19 protein-coding genes and 1 tRNA gene are annotated in these 18,838 nt (G+C 65.9%); 4 read left to right on the forward strand and 16 right to left on the reverse strand.

All coding sequences use genetic code 11. The annotated features are described in order from the left end of the window. The 5 genes from ACV4UX_RS09320 to ACV4UX_RS09340 all read right to left on the reverse strand — a co-directional run. A partial coding sequence (locus ACV4UX_RS09320) for an Hpt domain-containing protein (protein WP_491593034.1) occupies positions 1-1,359 on the reverse strand: 1,359 nt, incomplete at its 3' end. A gap of 29 nt (positions 1,360-1,388) precedes the next feature. Next, positions 1,389-1,748 carry a response regulator gene (locus ACV4UX_RS09325; RefSeq protein WP_491593035.1) on the reverse strand — a complete coding sequence of 120 codons (360 nt, stop codon included), beginning with the start codon at positions 1,746-1,748 and terminating at the stop codon, positions 1,389-1,391. 4 nt (positions 1,749-1,752) lie between these two features. Further along, positions 1,753-2,079 (reverse strand): STAS domain-containing protein, encoded by a 327-nt coding sequence (locus ACV4UX_RS09330; protein ID WP_491593036.1) that lies wholly within the window; start codon positions 2,077-2,079, stop codon positions 1,753-1,755. A 16-nt stretch (positions 2,080-2,095) separates the two neighbouring features. Further along, entirely contained in the window at positions 2,096-3,880 is a 1,785-nt protein-coding gene (locus ACV4UX_RS09335; RefSeq protein ID WP_491593037.1) for a hypothetical protein, read from the reverse strand. 190 nt (positions 3,881-4,070) lie between these two features. Next, on the reverse strand, positions 4,071-4,727 hold the full coding sequence (locus ACV4UX_RS09340; RefSeq protein ID WP_491593038.1) for a DedA family protein: 657 nt from the start codon (positions 4,725-4,727) through the stop codon (positions 4,071-4,073). Positions 4,728-4,970: 243 nt separating this feature from the next. Between ACV4UX_RS09340 and ACV4UX_RS09345 the strand changes: the two genes are divergently transcribed. Next, complete coding sequence (locus tag ACV4UX_RS09345) at positions 4,971-6,254, forward strand: MFS transporter (RefSeq protein WP_491593039.1); 1,284 nt, start codon at positions 4,971-4,973, stop codon at positions 6,252-6,254. Positions 6,255-6,535: 281 nt separating this feature from the next. Here ACV4UX_RS09345 and ACV4UX_RS09350 read toward each other — a convergent pair whose 3' ends face one another. The 7 genes from ACV4UX_RS09350 to rimI form a co-directional block, all read right to left on the reverse strand. After that, entirely contained in the window at positions 6,536-7,639 is a 1,104-nt protein-coding gene (locus tag ACV4UX_RS09350) for a radical SAM/SPASM domain-containing protein (protein WP_491593040.1), read from the reverse strand. An 11-nt stretch (positions 7,640-7,650) separates the two neighbouring features. Beyond that, complete coding sequence (locus ACV4UX_RS09355) at positions 7,651-8,436, reverse strand: class I SAM-dependent methyltransferase (protein ID WP_491593041.1); 786 nt, start codon at positions 8,434-8,436, stop codon at positions 7,651-7,653. 320 nt (positions 8,437-8,756) lie between these two features. After that, positions 8,757-8,843: transfer RNA gene (locus ACV4UX_RS09360), tRNA-Leu, on the reverse strand. Between the two features lie 9 nt (positions 8,844-8,852). Then, positions 8,853-9,197: a preprotein translocase subunit SecG gene (gene secG, locus ACV4UX_RS09365; RefSeq protein WP_491593042.1), complete on the reverse strand. Its 345-nt coding sequence runs from the start codon at positions 9,195-9,197 to the stop codon at positions 8,853-8,855. A 36-nt stretch (positions 9,198-9,233) separates the two neighbouring features. Continuing rightward, the gene (gene tpiA / locus ACV4UX_RS09370) at positions 9,234-9,989 is read right to left on the reverse strand and encodes a triose-phosphate isomerase (RefSeq protein WP_491593043.1); all 756 of its coding nucleotides are present in this window, start codon (positions 9,987-9,989) and stop codon (positions 9,234-9,236) included. Further along, complete coding sequence (locus tag ACV4UX_RS09375) at positions 9,986-11,188, reverse strand: phosphoglycerate kinase (protein WP_491593044.1); 1,203 nt, start codon at positions 11,186-11,188, stop codon at positions 9,986-9,988. The genes tpiA and ACV4UX_RS09375 overlap by 4 nt, the downstream gene beginning before the upstream one ends. Positions 11,189-11,221: 33 nt before the next feature. Then, the gene (gene rimI, locus ACV4UX_RS09380) at positions 11,222-11,665 is read right to left on the reverse strand and encodes a ribosomal protein S18-alanine N-acetyltransferase (RefSeq protein ID WP_491593045.1); all 444 of its coding nucleotides are present in this window, start codon (positions 11,663-11,665) and stop codon (positions 11,222-11,224) included. 111 nt (positions 11,666-11,776) lie between these two features. Here rimI and ACV4UX_RS09385 point away from each other — a divergent pair, with 111 nt between their 5' ends. Beyond that, positions 11,777-12,295: an NUDIX domain-containing protein gene (locus ACV4UX_RS09385; RefSeq protein ID WP_491593046.1), complete on the forward strand. Its 519-nt coding sequence runs from the start codon at positions 11,777-11,779 to the stop codon at positions 12,293-12,295. A 124-nt stretch (positions 12,296-12,419) separates the two neighbouring features. Here ACV4UX_RS09385 and ACV4UX_RS09390 read toward each other — a convergent pair whose 3' ends face one another. The 4 genes from ACV4UX_RS09390 to ACV4UX_RS09405 all read right to left on the reverse strand — a co-directional run bounded on the left by ACV4UX_RS09390 (position 12,420) and on the right by ACV4UX_RS09405 (position 15,468). After that, the gene (locus tag ACV4UX_RS09390) at positions 12,420-13,211 is read right to left on the reverse strand and encodes an inositol monophosphatase family protein (protein ID WP_491593047.1); all 792 of its coding nucleotides are present in this window, start codon (positions 13,209-13,211) and stop codon (positions 12,420-12,422) included. Next, on the reverse strand, positions 13,211-14,236 hold the full coding sequence (locus ACV4UX_RS09395) for a rod shape-determining protein (RefSeq protein ID WP_173084308.1): 1,026 nt from the start codon (positions 14,234-14,236) through the stop codon (positions 13,211-13,213). Before ACV4UX_RS09395 ends, ACV4UX_RS09390 begins: the two co-directional genes overlap by 1 nt. Before the next feature lie 70 nt (positions 14,237-14,306). Then, positions 14,307-15,263 carry a GAF domain-containing protein gene (locus ACV4UX_RS09400; protein ID WP_491593048.1) on the reverse strand — a complete coding sequence of 319 codons (957 nt, stop codon included), beginning with the start codon at positions 15,261-15,263 and terminating at the stop codon, positions 14,307-14,309. A gap of 1 nt (position 15,264) precedes the next feature. Further along, positions 15,265-15,468 (reverse strand): DUF6485 family protein, encoded by a 204-nt coding sequence (locus ACV4UX_RS09405; RefSeq protein ID WP_491593049.1) that lies wholly within the window; start codon positions 15,466-15,468, stop codon positions 15,265-15,267. A gap of 207 nt (positions 15,469-15,675) precedes the next feature. Between ACV4UX_RS09405 and ACV4UX_RS09410 the strand changes: the two genes are divergently transcribed. Both ACV4UX_RS09410 and gcvT read left to right on the forward strand, forming a co-directional pair. Continuing rightward, positions 15,676-17,415 (forward strand): hypothetical protein, encoded by a 1,740-nt coding sequence (locus tag ACV4UX_RS09410; RefSeq protein ID WP_491593050.1) that lies wholly within the window; start codon positions 15,676-15,678, stop codon positions 17,413-17,415. A 19-nt stretch (positions 17,416-17,434) separates the two neighbouring features. Further along, entirely contained in the window at positions 17,435-18,520 is a 1,086-nt protein-coding gene (gene gcvT, locus ACV4UX_RS09415) for a glycine cleavage system aminomethyltransferase GcvT (protein WP_491593051.1), read from the forward strand. The last annotated feature ends 318 nt before the right edge of the window (positions 18,521-18,838 follow it).

Genomic DNA, 18,838 nt, shown 5'->3' on the forward strand with positions numbered 1-18,838 from the left:
CACGCCGCGCCGCGACTTGCCGGCGGCCTCGCGCTCGGCCGGGGGTTCCACGCCGTGGTCGATGGAGTTGCGCAGAAGATGCACCAGGGCGTCGCCCAGTCGGTCCAGCACGGTCTTGTCCAGCTCGGTGTCTTCGCCGGAGGTGACGAGGTCGATCTCCTTGCCGGTTTCGGCGGAGAGATCGCGCACGAGACGGCGGTAGGTGCCGAAGGTGGAGCCGATGGGCAGCATGCGGATGGCCAGGGTGGAGTCGCGGATTTCGTCGCTCAGGCGTTCGAGCTGCTCCGAGAGCGTGAGCATGAGCGGGTGGCCCAGTTCCGGGGCGATCTGGCGGATCTGGGCCTGCACGATGACCAGCTCGCCCACCAGATCCTGGAGCACGTCGAGCTTTTCGGCCGAGACGCGCAGGCTGGCCGAGACCTCGGGCCTGCGGCTCTCCTGGCGCTCGCGCATGAGGTTCTGCTCGGCCAGCGCCGCGTCCACGGACTTGCCGGGCAGAAGGCCCTCCTCGGCGAGGATGGCGCCCAGGCGTTTCTGGCCGCGCAGAGCCTGGCGCAGCCCCTCGGGCGTGACGTCCCCCCGGTCCACCAGGATCTCGCCCAGGCGCAGGATCTCCGTGTCTGCCGAGGCGTCCAGCAAGGTTATCTCCACCGGGCATTCGTCCTCGACGAAGAGGAAAATGTCGCGCAGGGAGGCCTCGGGGGCGCGGGTGGTGACGAGGATGTCCCACCAGACGTGGCACTCCTCGGGATCGAGATCCTCCAGGAGGGGGATGTCCTCCAGGTGGGCGAACAGTTTGACGCTGCCCTTGGCCGCCAGGTCTTCCAGGAGGTAGGCGGGGTTGTTGCCTGTGGCGTAGATGCCCCGACAGGGCCGCATGCGCACGCGGTAGACGCGCTCTTCCGCCTCGGTGCAGGCCTGGTCGGGGGGGTCCTGGAGCGGGGTCGCGGGGGAGTGCTCCGGTGCGGCTGCTCCGGCCACCCTCTTGGACAGGACGTTGAAACGCTCGAGAACGGCCATGCCCTGGGGCACGAAGCGCGAGAGGTCTTCGCCGTCGTGCTCCAAAAGCAGCTTGACGTGATCCTTGGAGGCCAGGGTCACATCGAGCAACTCCTTGGTGACGGGCATCTTGCCGGAACGCACGAGGTCGAAGACGGTCTCCACTTCGTGCGTGAAGTGGGCCACGTCGTCGAAGCCGAACATGGCCCCGGAGCCTTTGAGGGTGTGCATGGCCCGGAACACGCGGTTCACGGTTTCCATGTCGCCCGGGTCCTCGTCGAGTTCCAGGAGGGCTTCTTCGAGTTCCGAGAGGAGGTCTGCGGCCTCGTCCCGAAAAGCTTGGCGGTGGGTGTCTTCCATTGATTGCGGCCCGGCTTTGCCAGCAGCCGTCAGCGCAGGACCTTCTGCACCACGGCCAGCAGCTGTTCGGGCTTGAAGGGTTTCACGATCCAGCCGGTGGCCCCCGCGTCCTTGCCCTCCTGCTTCTTGCCCGGCTGGGACTCGGTGGTGAGCATGACGATGGGGATGAACTTGTACGCAGCCTGCGCGCGGATGGCTTTGATGAGCTGGATGCCGTCCATGTTGGGCATGTTCAGGTCGGTTACGACCATATCCACCGCACCTTTGAGCTTGGACACGGCATCCTTGCCGTCCACGGCCTCAATCACTCCATAGCCGGCGTTCTTCAAGGTGAAGGCCACCATCTGCCGTACGCTGGCCGAGTCATCCACGGTCATGATCGTCTTCATGCATTCACTCCAGATCGAAAGTCTGTTCAAAATCCACGAGGGAAATGCCCAGCGCGCCTGCGGCACTGAGGAACTGCTCCGGGAGAGGACCCTTGAGGCTCACTCTGCGATTGACCTTGCGGGCCTGGGAGGCAAGCGCGAAAAGCAGCTGAATGAACGGCAACCCCGGCTGAGCGACCTCACGGGGGTCGAGCGTGAGACGTGCCGTCGTCCGGCCCAGGGCGTCCAGCAGCGCGGCCTTGAGGTCGCCCCCGTCCGCCAGGCCGAAGTCGCCGGAGAGGACCAGCAAGCCCGCGCCGTCCGCGCCCAATCGGAATTCGTGTTGGCCCATCCCTTTCGCTTCCGCCTCAGAAGAGTTCCACGTTGTCGTCGCCATCGGCGCCGCCGGAGCCGCCGCCCCCCGCGCCCAGCACGTTTTCATGCACGAGGCGCTCCGCGTCCATGGTGTAGCGGTCGAGCATCTGGCGCAACCTGGGGGACTGCGAGTACACCGCTCCCGGGGGCAGGGCGGTCTCCAGGCCGGCAATCAGGTCGTCCACGGTCCGGCCCGCCGTCGACAGGGAGGCCATGAGATCGTGCTTGAAGCCGAGCATGCCCAGGGCCACGGTGATGTGCTCCGAGAGTTCGCCGCCCAGCTTGCCCACGAGCTGGGCCTTGGCCGAGGCCTGCTCTTCCAGCGTGCGCAGAATGGTCACCTCGCCGTCAAGGGCCTCCACCGCTTCCTGGAAACCCTGCACGTGCGCGTGGCCGCCCGCGCGCGCATCCACGGCGAGCGAGGCCTGATCCACGGAGCTCAGCAGTTCCATGATGCGCTCGGTCTGGCTCCTGGCGTCCACCGAAAGCTTCTGGATCGCGGAGGCCAGCACGCCCAGGGGCTTGCCCTCCTCCCCCGTATGGGCCGCCTTGACCGATGCGTTGATGGCGATGAGCTCGATTTCCGAGCCAACCTCCTCTATCTCCGACACGGAGGCGGTCATGTCCGCGATGGAAGCTCCAACAGCCTGCATCACCAGGGACATGCGCTGTTCAAGACCGTGGTATTCGCGCATGGAGGCGGCGATGTGGCGCACCTCCTCCTCGATCTGGCCCAGGACGCTGCGGCCGCCCTTGCTGGCCAGAGAGCGCGCCCTGTCGGCCATGGAGGAGACAAGGCTGCTGATGCCTTCCAGGCTCGATCGCACCGTCTGCAAGGCGCCCTCGAACCGCGTGCCTGCGTTATCCAGTTGGGAGCGCTGCAGGGCCAGGACGTCCTTCACCCAGCCGCCCAGCTCGTTCCAGTCGGCGGCGTCGTGTCCGCCCGAGGAGAGCGGGCCGTCCTGGGCCATGATCCTGGCTTCGTCCAGGGCCTCGCCAACGTGTTCAAGCTGCTGGCGCACGATGTCGTGAAACTGCATCGAGAGCACGGCCTCGGAGACGTTCTCCAGCACGCGCCCGGCATCTTCGGAGATTCCCCCCGCCGTCACGCGCGACTGGGCCATGAGTTCTTCCATGGCCTGAAGATCGGCCCGGAAAAGCTCCACCACCGATTGCGAGCAGATGTTGCGCGACTGCGCCATCTCCTCGATGTTGCGATGGGCCAGAGTGCACTGGTTGGCCAGGCCTCCGGCCATGCCCATGATCTTGTCGGATGCCGATTCGATCTTCCCGGCAAGTTTTTCCACGTCGTCGGCCAGGGTGGAGAAGCCCATCCCTTTGCCGCCGATGCGGGCGCTCTCGATGCGGGTGGCAATGCCCAGCATGGTCAGGTGTTTCACCAACCGGCTGAAATCGCGCATGATATTGGAAAGACTTACGCTGACTTCCGCGATCTTGGCCAAACCGGCGGCGTCCGCCTCCGCAGCTGTGCCGCCGCAGGCTCCGCCCACCACCTCGAGGGACGCGCGCAGCGTGGAGGCCGCCCGCAGGATGTCGTCACCGGAAGTGATCTCGGCCAGCTCCGAGGCCTGGCGGGCCACCTCGGCAGCCCGGTTGTTGAACCCTTCCAGTTCGCGCCCGAGCCTCAGGAATTCGTTTTCCAGGGAGTGGAAGGCCGCGAGAAAGGGCGCGCCCAGCCCGTCGAGGCGCTGCGCGCACCGTAAGGCAGCCAGCTGTATGTCGCCGTCGATCGGCTGTTGATCCTGGGACTGGGACATGCGCCCTCGCAGGGGTTGTCGCGCTCTCGTTTACCAGTCGCCCGACGCCCGCCTGGAACGGTCAAAAAGGGGCGAAGTGCTCATGAAACAGTCTTTTGACCCAGGACGCGACGAAAAGCAAGTCAACCATGGACCGATCGACGGCGAGAAAGGGAAAGACCGTTTGCAGCTCCGCAAAAGCGAGGCCGCATCACTTCCGAACGCTGTCGTCCGATCCGGCTGCATCTTCCCGGTTCTGCGCGGCAGGGGCCGCCGCCTGCTCGCCGTCCGGGGCTGCCTCGTCTTCCTGGCCGGTCTTCTTGCGCTTGCGCACGTACCAGACCACCAGCCCCACCACGGCGGCCGCGCCGAGGATGTACATCTCGATGCGGTGCACGTCCTTGAGCACGCTGGCCACCACGGTGCCGAAGAAATAGCCCGCGTAGCCGAAGCTCACGGCCCACACGAAGGCCCCTATGGCGTTGAGGGCGAAGAACTTGAATCCGGAGATGTCCGTGGTGCCCAGGATGAAGGGCGTGAGGTTGCGCACGCCGTAGAAGAAACGGAAGGTGAGGATGAGCACCTCGTGGAAGCGGTCCAGCATCTTGTGGACGCGCGCCACGCGCGATTTCCATTTGGGCCGGTTCTCCACGAACTGGCGGCCCTTCCAGCGGCCCACGTAGAAGGCCGTCTGGTCGCCCGAGAGGCTGCCGGCAAAAGCCGCGAGGATGCAAAGCCACAGGTCGAGCTGGCCGCTGAAGGCCAGGAAACCCGCCACCAGGAGAATGGTCTCCCCCTCAAGGAACGTGCCCACGAACAAGGCGAGATAGCCGTAATCTCGGATGAGCCCTTCGAGCATTTCAAGCATGGCGTCTGAGAACCTGCCTCGGAGTGATTTGCCGGACAAAACGGGTGGGTTCTGGGAAGCGCTGGAGATTGCTGACGCAATGAACGCGCCTGGCAGCCCGACCTCGTTCGTGTGGCGAAGGAACTTCCCGCGACACGGAGAACCCGGCCTCGGTTGATTAAGCGCATGCCGACAAAGTGTCCACTGTTTTGCACTCTCCGGAGCAGTTGCCATCCCCCATTCTTTGCACTACCTGCCTCGAAGATGTTCCCCGGACTGCCTGCGGGCTTGCGCCCCTACCGCTCCTTGGTGTTCGCCTCCCTGGCCCTGGCCTACATGCTGGTGACCTTCCACCGGCTCTGCCCGGCCGTGACCGCCGTGGACATGATGCGCGACCTCCACGCAGGCGGAGGCCTCATCGGGGCGCTCTCGGGGGCTTTCTTCTACTCCTACGCGCTCATGCAGCTGCCCGCCGGGCTGCTGGCCGACTCCTGGGGCGCGCGAAAGGCCACCTCGGCCTTCTTCCTCGCCGCCGCCGTCGGGGCCGCGTGCATGGGGCTGGCCCCGGACGCCGGATGGGCCATGGCCGGACGCGTGCTGGTGGGAGTGGGCATGTCCATGATCTGGGTCTCCACGCTGAAAACCCTGGCCGAATGGTATCGCCCCGAGCGCTTCGCGGCCATGACCGGGGTCCTTGTGGCCTGCGGCGGAATGGGCTCCCTGCTGGCCTCGGCCCCCCTGGCCTGGCTTGCCCAGACGGCCGGATGGCGCAACGCCTTCCTTGGGCTGGCGGGTTTGAGCGTGTGCGTCTCCGCGCTGCTTTGGCTGGTGGTGCGCGACACCCCCGCCCAGGCCGGCTTCAAAGGGCCGGACGCCCCCCACGGCCTGCCTCCGGGACGCCAGGCCCTGTGGCCGGGCGTGCGCGCCGTGCTCTCCAACCGCTGGGGCTGGCTCCTGGCGGCCTGGCTCCTGCTGGACAACGGCATATTCTTCTCCCTGGCCGGGCTCTGGGCCGGGCCGTATCTGAGCCATGTGCACGGGCTGGCCCCCGGAGCCTCGGGACTGGCGCTCTCCATGTTCTCGGTGGGGCTCATCACGGGGGGGCCGCTCATGAGCGTGTTCTCCACCCGCCTGCTGAAGAGCCGCAAGAAGGCTCTTGCGCTCTGCGCGGCATGTCTGAGCGTCCTGACGGGGGTTTTCTGGCTCCTGCCGGACGGCCTCCCTGTGCCTGCCGTCTTCGCCCTGTTCTACCTGGTGGGGGTAACGGGAGGGGCCACGCCGGTGGTGGCCTTCACCTCGGTGAAGGAGCTCTTCCCCGTGTCCCTGGCGGGCACGGCGGTGGGGATCATGAACAGCTTCCCCTTCGTGGGCGGCGCGCTCTTCCAGCCCCTGCTGGGAGCCGTGCTGGAGGCCCACGGCCGGGACGCCTCGGGGGCCTTCACGGTGGAGGGCTACCGCGCGCTCTTTCTGATTCTCTTCGTCACGGCTCTCCTGCTCACGGCCGTGTGCCTGTCCCTCAAGGAAACCTACCGCCCCCAGGGGCGCTGAGCCGAAGTCGTCATCAGGCCGGACGCGCAGGCACCCCTGCGTCCGTCTGGACAACCACGCGTCGGGGTGCCACCCGAAAGCCCCATCTCCGGCGGAAGCCCGCGCTCCTGCGCGATGCCCTTCGGAAGCCCTCTCCGCCACGGTCACGGCCTGGCCGCCGTCCCTCTGGACGTGGCGTCCGTCGTTTCATGGTCGACCTCCTTATCGGATCAGCCTCGAAAAACTCAGGGGTAAGGTCAAGAAGCCAATTGCACTTTTGGGGGCATGATCGAGCTATATCCTCACAAGCTCAAGTCGCCGAGATTGCTCCGGTCGTGCATAGGGTGGTCTTCCAGGCGCAAGGGGTAGTCCTTGGCCTTCCAGATCGGCTTCATATACTTGTCAATGAACTCTGGATTTAAGGCAGCGATGCAGTGGTCGTGGCGAAGTGCATTGAAATAAGGCGATGAGCGCATCTTGACCACGATGTCTTGTAGTGAGCTTTGACGGATATTGCCGTAGGAAATATGGATGAAGAAGCAGGGGAACACGTCGCCGAACTCGGATATCTCTACGGCGTAGTTGCCTGCCGGACAGCGTTTGAAACCTCGCCCGAAGAGGATGTCGTTGGACACCCCGATATGGCGTTCAAAGAGCGCATCGGCTTTAGCCAGATCATCGGGCGTGAGCAGGACATCCCCGGCGGTGTCATTGCCCAGCATGCCCACCGGCATCACGAAGTTGAACTTGGCGTCTAGGCGCATTTGTTCGCACAAGGCGAGTATCCTGGCCAACTCGCCCGATCGTATATTCTCGCGGGTCGGCACTAGGCCCGCCTTGACGTAGAGGCCCTTGTCCTTGAGATGGCCGATGCCGGACACGGTCTTCGCAAAGGAGCCCGGAACCCCGGTCACCTCGTCATGCTTGGTGCCGATTCCGTGGATCGAGACCGAGGCCCCCAGCAGTCCGGCCTTTTTGAGTTCATCCGCCCGTTTGGCGGTCACCAGGGTGGCGTTGGTGAAAAGATAGGGGATCACTCGCCTGTCGCGGGCAAAGGCGATCAACTCATCGAGATCGTCGCGCAATAGTGGCTCACCGCCGATGAAGACCACGAAATAGCCGTGCATTTCCTTGGTCTTAACGATCAAATCCTTGATCTCATCGGTGGTCAGGACGAGATGCTTCTTCTGCGTGAGTTGGGACTGGAAGATGCTGGTGGCGCAGAAGCGGCATTTCTGGTTGCAGCGGAACTCGATGGATATTTCCAGGCCATTGATGCCCTTGCGGCCACCGTCCTGAATGGAATTTATAAAATGCCCGACCATGGTCGGAAGATAGCGAAAATTGACCCCCAGCAAGCCAGAGCGCAGGCCAGCGTGGATTAGTTTTTTCAGTTTGAGCAACATGGCAGGGATAGTTATTCCTTAATGTAACAGGAAAGCATTTCCATGCGCCAAGCCGGCCGGTCCGACATGACGAACCGGTTCGCCTGCCTGACGGTAAAGGCCAGAATCCTTTCCGGCCAAGACTTCACCCGTAGGGCTCGGGCCAGATTGTAGCCGATGGACAGAACAAAGAGAACGGGCCCATAACGGAACATGGGGCGGCCTGATCGGGCAAAAATCGCTTCGATATGGGCGTAATCCTCCCCGGTGAAGTCCGGCTCGTTGAGGCTGCCGTGAGCCCGCAAAGGCAGGATGGAAAAAATGACGCGCTTGACCAGCATGGAGAGCCGTAAAAAAAACTTTTGAAAAAAAGAGTAGGGATTGCGATCAACCACGTACAGTTTTCCTCCGGGACGCAGGACAGCGTCGATCTGGGCCAGACTCTCCGCGAGAATGCCTTCCCCCTTCAGGTGGTGCAGGACGTCATTGACAATAACGACATCGAACAGGCCGGGTCGCAGGGGCAAGGCGTGGCAACTGGCGCAAATGCGTGGTCCCGTGGCGGAACTGGCGAGGTATCTCAAGGAGCCCAGGGAAAAGTCCAGGGATACCGGTCGGTCATAAAATGCCTCTGCCACGCCGCCGAGTCCCGGACCGATCTCCAGGACGCGCAGGTTCCGTCCTTGGGGAAGGACCGAGGAGTAGTCGCGGCGCAGCAGGTCGCCCAGAAAGAGGCTAAAAGCGTTGCCCTCACCATCCGGAAATGCAAAATTCCACTCCCAGAAATCCCTTTCTCTGTCAAATGCCGGCTTGCTCACCTAGGGTTTCTCCAACTGCACGTTTCGCAATGCTTGTAGGGCTTCTCCTTTGGTTTGGAATTCTTGATTTTTATCTTGCCAAGAGGAAGCGTTTTCTTCGGCATGGGGACATCCTTTTGGGGGCACTTTCCCCGTGGGGGCACCTGCATTCAAACGCATGAGACGGTTCGTAGGTGCATCCCGCAGCATGCCCCCATAAATGCCCCCAAGAAAGGTGGATGTCAAACGACTGAAAAAGACGAAGCCGGACGATTTCTCACCCGGCTTCCGTGATCTTCCAGGTACCTACGTCTTTGTTTGGACGTCCCTGGACGTATGGATGGTGCCGAAGGGGGGACTCGAACCCCCATGGGCTGTCGCCCGCCACCCCCTCAAGATGGTGTGTCTACCAGTTCCACCACTTCGGCAAATCTCGACTACTTGGGCTGCGCGGGAGACTCTTTGGTCTCCTCGAACAGGTTGGGGCGCTTGTTCTCGGCCGGAGCAGCCTGCTGCTCCACGGGGGCCTTGTCCATCACCGAGGCCTCGGGCTTGCGCCCCTGGCTGATGAGGATGTTGTACCCCAGGGACGTGGCCAGGAACAGCGCGCCGAATCCGGCCGTCAGCTTGACCAGGAGCCCACCGGCCCCGGTGCTGCCGAACACGGAACCGCTGCCTCCCCCGAAGATCACTCCCATGCCTTCCTTGCCGGACTGCAACAGCACGAGCAGCACAAGGGCCAGACAGGCAATGACGTGTACGGTGGCGATGAGCGTATCCAATTTTTACTCCGATGTCTTGCGCTTTCAAGCACCCTTTCAGGCCGCCGCGATCTTGGCGAAGCTTTCCGCGCTCAAGGAGGAGCCTCCTACCAACACTCCGTCCACATTGTCAAGCAGGATTATTTCTTTTGCGTTCTCCGGCTTCACCGAGCCCCCGTACAGGATGCGCATGGAAGCCGCGGCGGCGGCGAATTTCTCGGCCAGAACAGCGCGAACCAGGGCGTGCGCGTCCAGGATCTCCCGAGGCCCCGCCGTAAGGCCCGTCCCGATGGCCCACACCGGCTCGTAGGCCACGGTGAGCCGCTCCGGGGCCACGTCCGGGGCCACGCCCGCGAGCCCGGCCTCCATCTGGCGGCGCACCACTTCTTCCAGGCGGCCCGCCTTGCGCTCCTCCAGGGTCTCGCCCACGCACAGGATCATGGAGAGGCCCTTCTCCAGCCCGAAGGCCACCTTCTCGCCCACGAAGGCGTCGGACTCGCCCAGGATGTGGCGGCGTTCCGAGTGTCCGGCCAGGGCGTAGGCGCACCCCGCGTCCAGCAGCATTTCCGGCGCGATCTCCCCCGTGAAGGCCCCCTGGGCCGAGGGGTAGAAGTTCTGCGCGCCCAGAGCGAAGCCCCGGGCCTTCTTGAGGGCCTTGCGCACGCCGCGCAGGGCAGTGAACGGCGGGATCAGGAGCACCTCGCGCCCCTCGGGGGCCGCGCCGTCCAGGAGCTTCACCAGTGACGCGGCCGTTTCCTTGGCCTCGTCCTTGAGCTTGTACATCTTCCAGTTGCCGGCCATGAGCTTTTTCATTTGCCGTACTCCCTGAGCGCCTTGAAGGCAGGCAGCTCCTTGCCTTCCATGAATTCCAGAGACGCGCCGCCGCCGGTGGAGATGAAGCTCATCTTCCCCGCCAGGCCCGAGGCCTGCACCGCCGCCGCCGTGTCGCCCCCGCCGATCACCGTCACCGCGTCCAGCCCTGCCAGGATGTCGGCCACGCCCATGGTGCCCGCCGCGAAGGCCGGGTTCTCGAACGCGCCCACGGGGCCGTTCCAGACCACAGTCCGGGCGTCCTTCAGGGCGGCGGCGTAGGCCTCCACGGATTTGGGCCCCATGTCCAGGATCACCGCGTCGGCGGGCACTGCATCCACGGGGCAGATCCCGGCCGGGGTCATCTCCGCCAGGGGCTTGCCCGCGTCCAGGGAGATCACGGCGTCCACGGGCAGCACGAAGCGCACGCCCTTGGCCTTGGCCAGGGCCTCGATCTCGCGGGCCTTGTCCAGCAGGTCGTCCTCCACCAGGGACTTGCCCACCTCCAGGCCCCGGGCCTTGAAGAAGGTGTTGGCCATGGCCCCGCCGATGAGCAGCGTGTCCACCATGCCGAGGAGGTTGGTGAGCACCGCCAGCTTGGAGGACACCTTGGCCCCGCCGGAGACGGCGGCGAAGGGACGCGCCGGGTCCTGCATGGCCTTGCCCAGGTAGTCCCACTCCTTCTTGAGCAGCAGTCCGCCGCAGCAGGCCGCCATGTGGGCCGGGGCCCCCGACACCGAGGCGTGGGGCCGGTGGGCCGTGCCGAAGGCGTCGTTGACGTACACCTCGCCCAGCTTGGCCAGGGATTTGGCGAACTCGGGGTCGCCCTTGGTTTCGCCCTCGTGGAAGCGCAGGTTTTCCAGCATGAGCACCTCGCCGGAAGTGAGCGCGGCGGCCATGGCCTCCACCACGGGGCCTACGCAGTCGGGGGCGAAGGCCACGGGGCGTCCCAGCAGTTCAGAGAGCCTGCGTGCGGCCGGGGCCAGGGAGAATTGGGGATCGGGCGCGCCCTTGGCCTTGCCCAGATGGGAGCACAGCACCAGGGAAGCGCCCTTGGAGAGGGCCAGCTCCAGGGTGGGCAGGCTGGCGGTGATGCGCCCGTCGTCGGTGATGACGCCGTCCTTCATGGGAACGTTGTAATCCACGCGGACCAGCAGGCGTTTGCCTTGGATGTCCATTTCGTCCAGGAATCGCATGGGCATGGGGATGCTCCTTTGCCGTGGTGTGTAGAGCGTTCAGCCGGGCTGACCGGTTTCGAATTCCAGGCGCATGACGATGGCGTCCTCGCGGTTGTCGGGGTAGTAGCCTTTGCGCACGCCCACCTCCTCGAAGCCGAAGGCCTCGTAGAGCCCGCGGGCGGCCGCGTTGGAGCGCCGCACCTCCAAATACCCACGTTGAATGCCCATTTTGCGGCAAAGTTGCAACACGTGGGCGAGCATTCTCCGGCCCAGGCCCCTGCGCCGCAGGTCCGGGCGCACGGCGATGTTCAGGATCTCCATCTCGAAGTCCGAGGCGAAGAGCGTCAGGTAGGCGGCCAGGCCGTCGCCGTGGTGCAGCCCGAAAACCCGGAAGGGCGGGTTGTCCATCACGGTGCGGTACTGCTTGGCGTTCCAGGGCACGGCGAAGCAGAGCTTCTCCAGTTCCACCAGGCCGGGGATGTCGGCGGGGCCAAGGCGCACGGGCGCCCCTCCTGGCAGGGGGGCGGGGCGGCGGGCTCCGGCAGGGGCGTCTTGTCCGTGGGGGCGGGTCATGGCAGGATGGCGTCCGTCACATTGGTTGCAGGGAGTTTCATGAGCACGCAGCAAGCTGGACACGGGACCGAACTGGTGGAGGTGGTGGACTTCGCGGGCCGCCCCCTGGCCCTGGTATCGGCCTGGGAGGCGCATCGTCAATCCTTGCCGCACCGCGCGGTCCTGGTGGTGTTCGCGCCGGAGCGCGACAAGGTGCTGCTGGGCAGGCGCGCGGCATCGGCCCCGGCCTTTCCCGGCCGCTGGGACCTCACCGCGCGCGGCCACGTGCGCCCGGGCGAGGCCGTGCAGGACGCCGCCCGCCGCCTGGCGGACCGCCACATGCCGGCCCTGGCCGGAGCGCCCCGGTTCCAGACGGCGCTGCCGCCCTCCCCGGCCACGGACTTCGAGGCGCTGTCGGTGTTCCGCTGCCAGGCGCGCGAGATACCCGAAGCGGCCGGGAGCGAAACCCTGGCCGTGGACCGCGAGGCCCTGGCCCACCTGGCCGGCGAGTTCCGCGAGCTTCTGGCCCCCGAGGTGCTCCAGGCTTTCGAGGCGGGCATCCTCTTCCCCGGGGACTGACCGCCCGTCCGTCCGGGACAAGCAGCGGCATTCCCGTCGCTCCCCCCGTCGCCCGGGCCGCGAAACGAACGCGCCGCCCGAAGGCGGCGCGGATTCACGGCAAGTGTTCTCGGGCCGGGGCCGGTCAGGCCAGGAGCCCGGCGGCCGCATCGTGCAGCGGCCCGTTGGAGGCCAGCACGGAGCGCGAGCGCAGGTGGTAGGCCCGGGCGGGATCGAAGGCCGTGACGCGCCCGCCCGCCTCCTCCACCAGGAGCCATCCGGCGGCGGTGTCCCAGGGCTTGAGCCCGACTTCGTAGAATACGTCGAAGCGCCCGGCGGCCACATAGGCCAGATCGATGGAGGCCGCGCCCGGGCGGCGCACGCCCTGGGTGTGCACGAGCATCTTCTCCAGCCAGTCCATGAGCTCGCGGATGTCCTCGCGCACGGTGTAGGGGAAGCCCGTGGCCACCAGGGCGTCCTCCAGGCGGTCCACGCTGGAGACGGCCAGGGGGCTGGCGTTCAGGAAGGCCCCGCCGCCCGCCACGGCGTGGAAGGTCTCGCCCAGGGCCGGGGCGTGCACGATGCCCAGCACGCTTTTCCCGCCCATCCACAGGGCCACGGACGTGGCCACGAAGGGCAGGCGGTGGGCGAAGTTGGTGGTGCCGTCCAGGGGGTCCACGATCCAGGTCAGCTCGCCGGGATCGAGGCTCGCGGCGGATTCCTCGCCCAGGAACGTGGAGCCGGGCAGCAGGCGCGAAAGGCTCTCCTTGAGGGCTTCCTCCACGGCCAGGTCGGTCTCGGTGACGAGATCGATGCGCCCCTTGCGGCGCACGTCGCTGGGGGCGTCCCAGTTGCGCAGGACGATGCGTCCGGCGTCGGCCACGGCGGCCAGGGCGTCGCCGGCCAGGAGGGCGAGGTCTTGGGCGTCGAGTCGCATCAGTTGATGAAAACCTGCTGGTAGTTGCGGCGGTACTCGATGGTCTTGCCGGTGCCGCGCACCACGGTGGTCAGGGGATCGTCGTCGAGCATGACGTGGAGCTGGGTCTCCTGGCCGATGAGCCGGTCGAGCCCCCGCAGGAGCGAGCCGCCACCGGCCAGCAGGAGCCCGCGCGAGGCGATGTCCGCCACCAGCTCGGGCGGGGTCTTCTCCAGGGCCTTGCGCACCGCGCCCACGATGATGGCCACGGGGTCCTTGATGGCCTCGCGGATGTGCCCGTCGTTGACCTCCACCATGCCCGGCGTGCCCGTGACCATGTTCTTGCCCGCCACCTCCATGGTGAGCGTCTCGGGCAGGGGCATGGCGCTGCCCACGCGGATCTTGATCTGTTCGGCCATGTTCTCGCCGATGAGCAGCTGGAACTGGTCCTGCATGTAGCGCTGGATGGCCTCGTTGAGTTCGTCGCCCGCCACGCGCACGCTTTCGGCGTAGGCCACGGCGGAGAGGGAGATCACGGCCACCTCGGTGGTGCCGCCGCCGATGTCCACCACCATGTTGCCCACGGGCTCCTCGATGGGCAGGCCCGCGCCGATGGCAGCGGCCATGGGCTCCTCGACCAGGCGCACCTCGCGCGCGCCGGCCTGCTGGGCGCTCTCGATCACCGCGCGCTTCTCCACCTGGGTGATGCCCGTGGGAACGCAGATGACGATCTTGGGTTTGGTGATGCGAAACCCCGTGATCACCTTGCGGATGAAGAAGGCGATCATCTCCTTGGTGACCTCGAAGTCGGCGATGACGCCGTCCTTCATGGGGCGGATGGCGCGGATGCGGTCCGGGGTGCGGCCCAGAAACTCCTTGGCCTCCTTGCCCACGGCCACCAGATTGCCGGTGCGGGCCTCGATGGCCACGACGGAGGGTTCGTTGAGCACGATGCCCTCGGCCGACGTATAGAGAAGCGTGTTGGCGGTGCCCAGGTCCATGGCCAGGTCTTTGCCGAGAAAGCGGAAAAGTCTGTCGAAGATCATGCGAGGCCCGTTGCTTGAGAGTTGGAACCATTCGGAACCGTCCGGTTCTACGGCCAGGGCGGAAAAATGTCTACGCCCCTCGCTTGGCCAGGCGGGCCTTCAGATGCAGATTCTCCAGAAACAGGGACAGTTGCGCCGCCACGGCGGCGGCGAATTCCTTGAGCTGCTCCCCGACGGCCTCCTCGCGCCCGGCGAACACCAGCACGGCCCGCGTGGCCCGGCCGTAACCGACCGGCTGGCAGACCACGCTGCGAAACACCGGCGCCGAGGCCTGGGCTCCGAAGAGCCGGGCCGGGGTGGTGTCGCCCTCCAGGGCGTGGACCGGAGCCGCGTTCTTGAACACCCAGCCGATCATCCCCCCGCCCAGGGGGAACGAGGCCGGGGCCGCGTGGGCGAAGAGCGGCTGGCTCGCCCCCTCCACGAAGAACGTGCCGGACTTCTCGTCGCCCACGGCCAGGAAGCAGTGGCCCAGTCCCGTGGCGCGCGAAGCCAGTCCCAGCAGTTCGCGCAGGAAGTCGGCCCATTTGGGGTGTTTCCAGGGCAGGGTGGCCATCTGGCGCTGGGCCTCGCAGAGCCTGGCCTCCAGGGCGTCCGCGGCCAGGTGGTCGCGCTCAAGGTAGAGCGTGGAGACGAGCCGGGCGAACTCGGCCAGGATCTTCTGGTCCTTGTCGCCGAAGCCGTGGATCTTCTTGGAATCCAGGCAGAGCGCCCCGGCCACGCCCTCCAGGGGCACGCCCAGGAAGGCCCTGATCTCGCTCTCGGCGCTGCCCGCGTAGTAGCCCAGCACGCCGCGTTTCTGGTCGAAATTGCTGATCACCAGGGGCTTGCGCTCGCGCACGATCCAGCCCGTGAGGCCCTGGCCCGGCGAGAGGACCATGCCCTGGCGCACGTCGTCGCCAAGGCTGAAGGAGGCGGCCAGGCGGCAGTCCTGAGAGCCCGGCACGGGCAGGAAGAGCACCGCGGAGTAGCTGTCGAAGACGTTGCAGACCAGCTGGAGAACCCGCGAAAAGACATCCTGACGGGACATGTCAGCCTTTGCGGCAGCTCAGGAAGAAGGCGATGGAACGATCGAAACTCTTTTCCTGTTCGGCGGTGAAATAGCAGGCGGGGAGCTGGTCCTTGGCGCGGTGGTGGGCCACGCACTGGCAGCAGTTTCCGTGGCGGGGGCAGCCCGGATAGGTGCAGGGGCAGTCGGCGGCTCCCGAGGCCTGTCTGGCGCAGGCTTCGCTCATGGCGTGGCTCCTTGGCTCTGCTTCTGGTTTCCCCACCTTGACAGAGCGGGGAAAAGCATTTGATATGGAAATCTTTGGGCAGCACGGGGGCACGGACTAAACGCCCCGACCTCTTCCCGCGCCCAGGGTGGTAGCCCAATCCGGGCCGTTTGGAAAGACGCCCGGCCTAACCAGAAAACGCCAACCGCTGCGAACCGGAGACCCGCGATGTCCTTCAACTGGGAACAGGCCTTCTGCGACGCCACAGGCCCGAGCGGCTTTGCCGCGCGCGCCCGCGACGTGAAGAACGGCGACCTCCTGGCCCTCAAGGACTTCCTCGACCTGGTGCACGCCAAGCACGCCCTCCTGGAACCCTACTTCACCACCAAGAACTACCCGGTGGTGGAAAACCGCGAGCTGCTCCCCTCCTTCGAGGTGGACCTCTACGAGTACAAGGATCTTCCGGGCTTCTCCATGGTGGTCCTGCCCCGGCGGCTGGCCTATTTCCAGGAGATATTCCAGTACGACATCCTCCATTCCCCGGAGAGCGTCTCCGAGGCCGAACGCAAGGCCAACCCCGCCCTGGCCGAGCGCATCCGCCAGACGAACCTGAACGCCCTCACCCTGCGCATCCCCAAGCAGGACCAGGACCGCTTCCGCCAGCGCCACCAGGGCGCGGACATCACCTCCCTGGAGAACTACCCGGAGCTTTTGCCAACCCTGCTGCACATGGAGCGCGCCCACGTGCTGGCCCTGGACTCCGCCGACCGTTTCACCCTGGCCGGGGTCTACAGCTCGTTCCCCTCCTACCTGGACACGGAACTCAAGCAGTTCGGCCTGCGCATCGGCAAGTTCAAGGCCGGGGACGACGCCCTCTACGAGCGCAACCGCCTTTTCGTCTACCAGTTCCTCATGGAGCTCTACGGCTTCCCCATCGTCTCCGAACGGCGCACCTCCGCCGCCATGTTCGCCCGCAGGCTCCACCGCTCCGGCGAGAGCTTCCTGGTGCGCGTGCTGGGCCAGTCCGACCGCACCATCACCACGCTCTATTCCCATCCCGACGCCAAGCACTACCCCCGCGTGGAAAAGCTCGCCCTGGTGAGCGTGCACGAACACTTCAAGGACACCGTGAAGCTCCTGCGCGAAGGCGGCTACTTCGTCGACGAGGAGCGCCGCGTGGTGGTGCTGCGCGTGGTCTACAACCAGCACAAGTACGACCCCGACAACGTGCGGCAGGACCGCGCCCTCTCCGTGGTGCGCCAGGAAGTCCTCCACCCCGTCACCGGGGTGGCCCTCTCGGGCCTGAACATCATCAAGGACTCCTACTCCATGTTCCTGCGCCTGAACGACATCGTGCGCGGGGAGTACCACGGCCGCGTCGTCTACAAGCGCCACGAGATCGTGGAAGGCACCGAGACCGACGAAAAGCGCCTGAAGTTCCTCCACTGCTGGCTCACCAAGCACCAGCGCAGGATCATCAGCTACTCCGAAGACTTCTACGCCAACGTGGTCAAGGTGCTCGACGGCTACCTGCTCTCGCCCGACAACTACGAGCGCTTCACCCCCATGCGCGGGCTCCATCAGGAAGTGTGGAGCAAATACAGCTACATCCAGCAGGCCCGCAAGGTGAAGACCCTCGAAGACCTCCTGGGACGACGCCTGCGCGGCCAGAAGCTCTCCTACCTGGCCATGCTCTCGCAGTTCACCGAGATCGTCTCCGACCTCAAGTTCGAGATGGCCAACTACTTCCACGAACTCGTGGAACGCGTCCTCAAGATGGGCGAGACCCTTCTGCAGGACCGCTACATCCAGAAGAACTTCGTGGGCCGCAAGGACGAGGAACTCTCCCCCTACGGCCAGCAGATCAAGAAAATGTACGCCAGGCTCGTCTCGCTCCTCGACGAGTTCGAGCGCATCCGCAAGCTGCGCACCGAACCGCCCCGCGCGCAGCAAGCCGTCACCCTCTAATCCCCTACGGAGTCGCCCTGTGGAAACGCTCCTCGTCACCCCGCTCAACGCCTGGCACAAGGCCCACGGCGCCAAGATGGTCCCCTTCGCCGGGTGGGAAATGCCCGTCCAGTACTCCGGCATCATCGCCGAACACAACCATTGCCGCACGCGGGCCGCCATCTTCGACATCTGCCACATGGGCGAGTTCAGCCTCAAAGGCCCCGGCGCCAAGAACGCCCTGGCCGCCGCCGTCACCCAGAACCTGGACACCCTCGCCCCCGGCAAGTGCCGCTACGGCTTCCTGCTCAACGAGCAGGGCGGCGTGCTCGACGACCTCATCGTCTACCGCATCGCGGACGAGGAATTCATGCTCGTGGTCAACGGCGCCTGCACCGCCTCGGACTTCGCCACCATCAAGAGCCGCCTCCCTGCCGGACTCGCCTTCGCAGACATCTCCGACAACACCGCCAAGATTGACCTCCAGGGGCCCAAATCCCACGAGGTTCTCGCCCGCATCCTCCCAGGCGATTGGAACACCCTGGGCTACTTCAGCTTCCGCAAGACCACCTTCGACGGCGCGGATATCATCGTCAGCCGCACCGGCTACACCGGCGAACTGGGCTACGAATTCTACCTGCCCGCCGACAAGGCCCAGGCCCTCTGGGAAAAGCTCGCCGCCGACCCCGAAGTGCTCCCCGCCGGACTCGGCGCACGCGACACCCTGCGCCTGGAAATGGGCTACCCCCTCTACGGGCAGGACCTCGACACCGAACACACACCCGCCGAAGCCGGATATGACGGCATGCTCGGCTCCGCCGCACCCTTCACCGGCAAAGACCGCGCCTTCGCCGTGCGCCGCAAGCTCGTCGCCCTCTCCATCGAAGGACGCCGCAGCGCCCGGCACCACGACAAGGTGCTCGACAGCAACGGCAAGGAAGTGGGCGCGGTGACCAGCGGCTCCTTCTCCCCCACCCTGGGGCACTCCGTCGCCCTGGCCTACGTGGACGCCCAGGCCGCCGAGGCCGACGGCTTCACCGTTCAGGCCGCCAAGGCGCAACTGCCCGCCCGAAAGGTGGACCTGCCCTTCTACAAAGGCGGCACCGCCCGGACCAAACTGGGCTAAGCGCGAGAACTGCGGCGCAAGCGACTGGCCGCCGGGGAAGAGCCTCCGGCAGCCAAAGGGCGCAGCCCTTTGGAATCCCATTCCGCTTCGCGTCGGAGGGTAATACGGCAGGAGCGAACGGCACGGCGGTCGGGGAATATGCCTCCGGCGGGCAAAGGGCTACGCCCTCTGCACTCCCTCACCGCTTCGCGGGCTTCACCGGGAAGGACTGTGTTGCCGGTCCCGGGGGGGGTTTTGGGGGGGGGGGGGGGGGGGGTTTTCCCCCCATTCCCCCCTCCTTCTCCCCGACAAAACCCAAAACCAAGCGCAAGAAAACCC

The sequence above is a fragment of the Fundidesulfovibrio sp. genome (assembly GCF_058402725.1).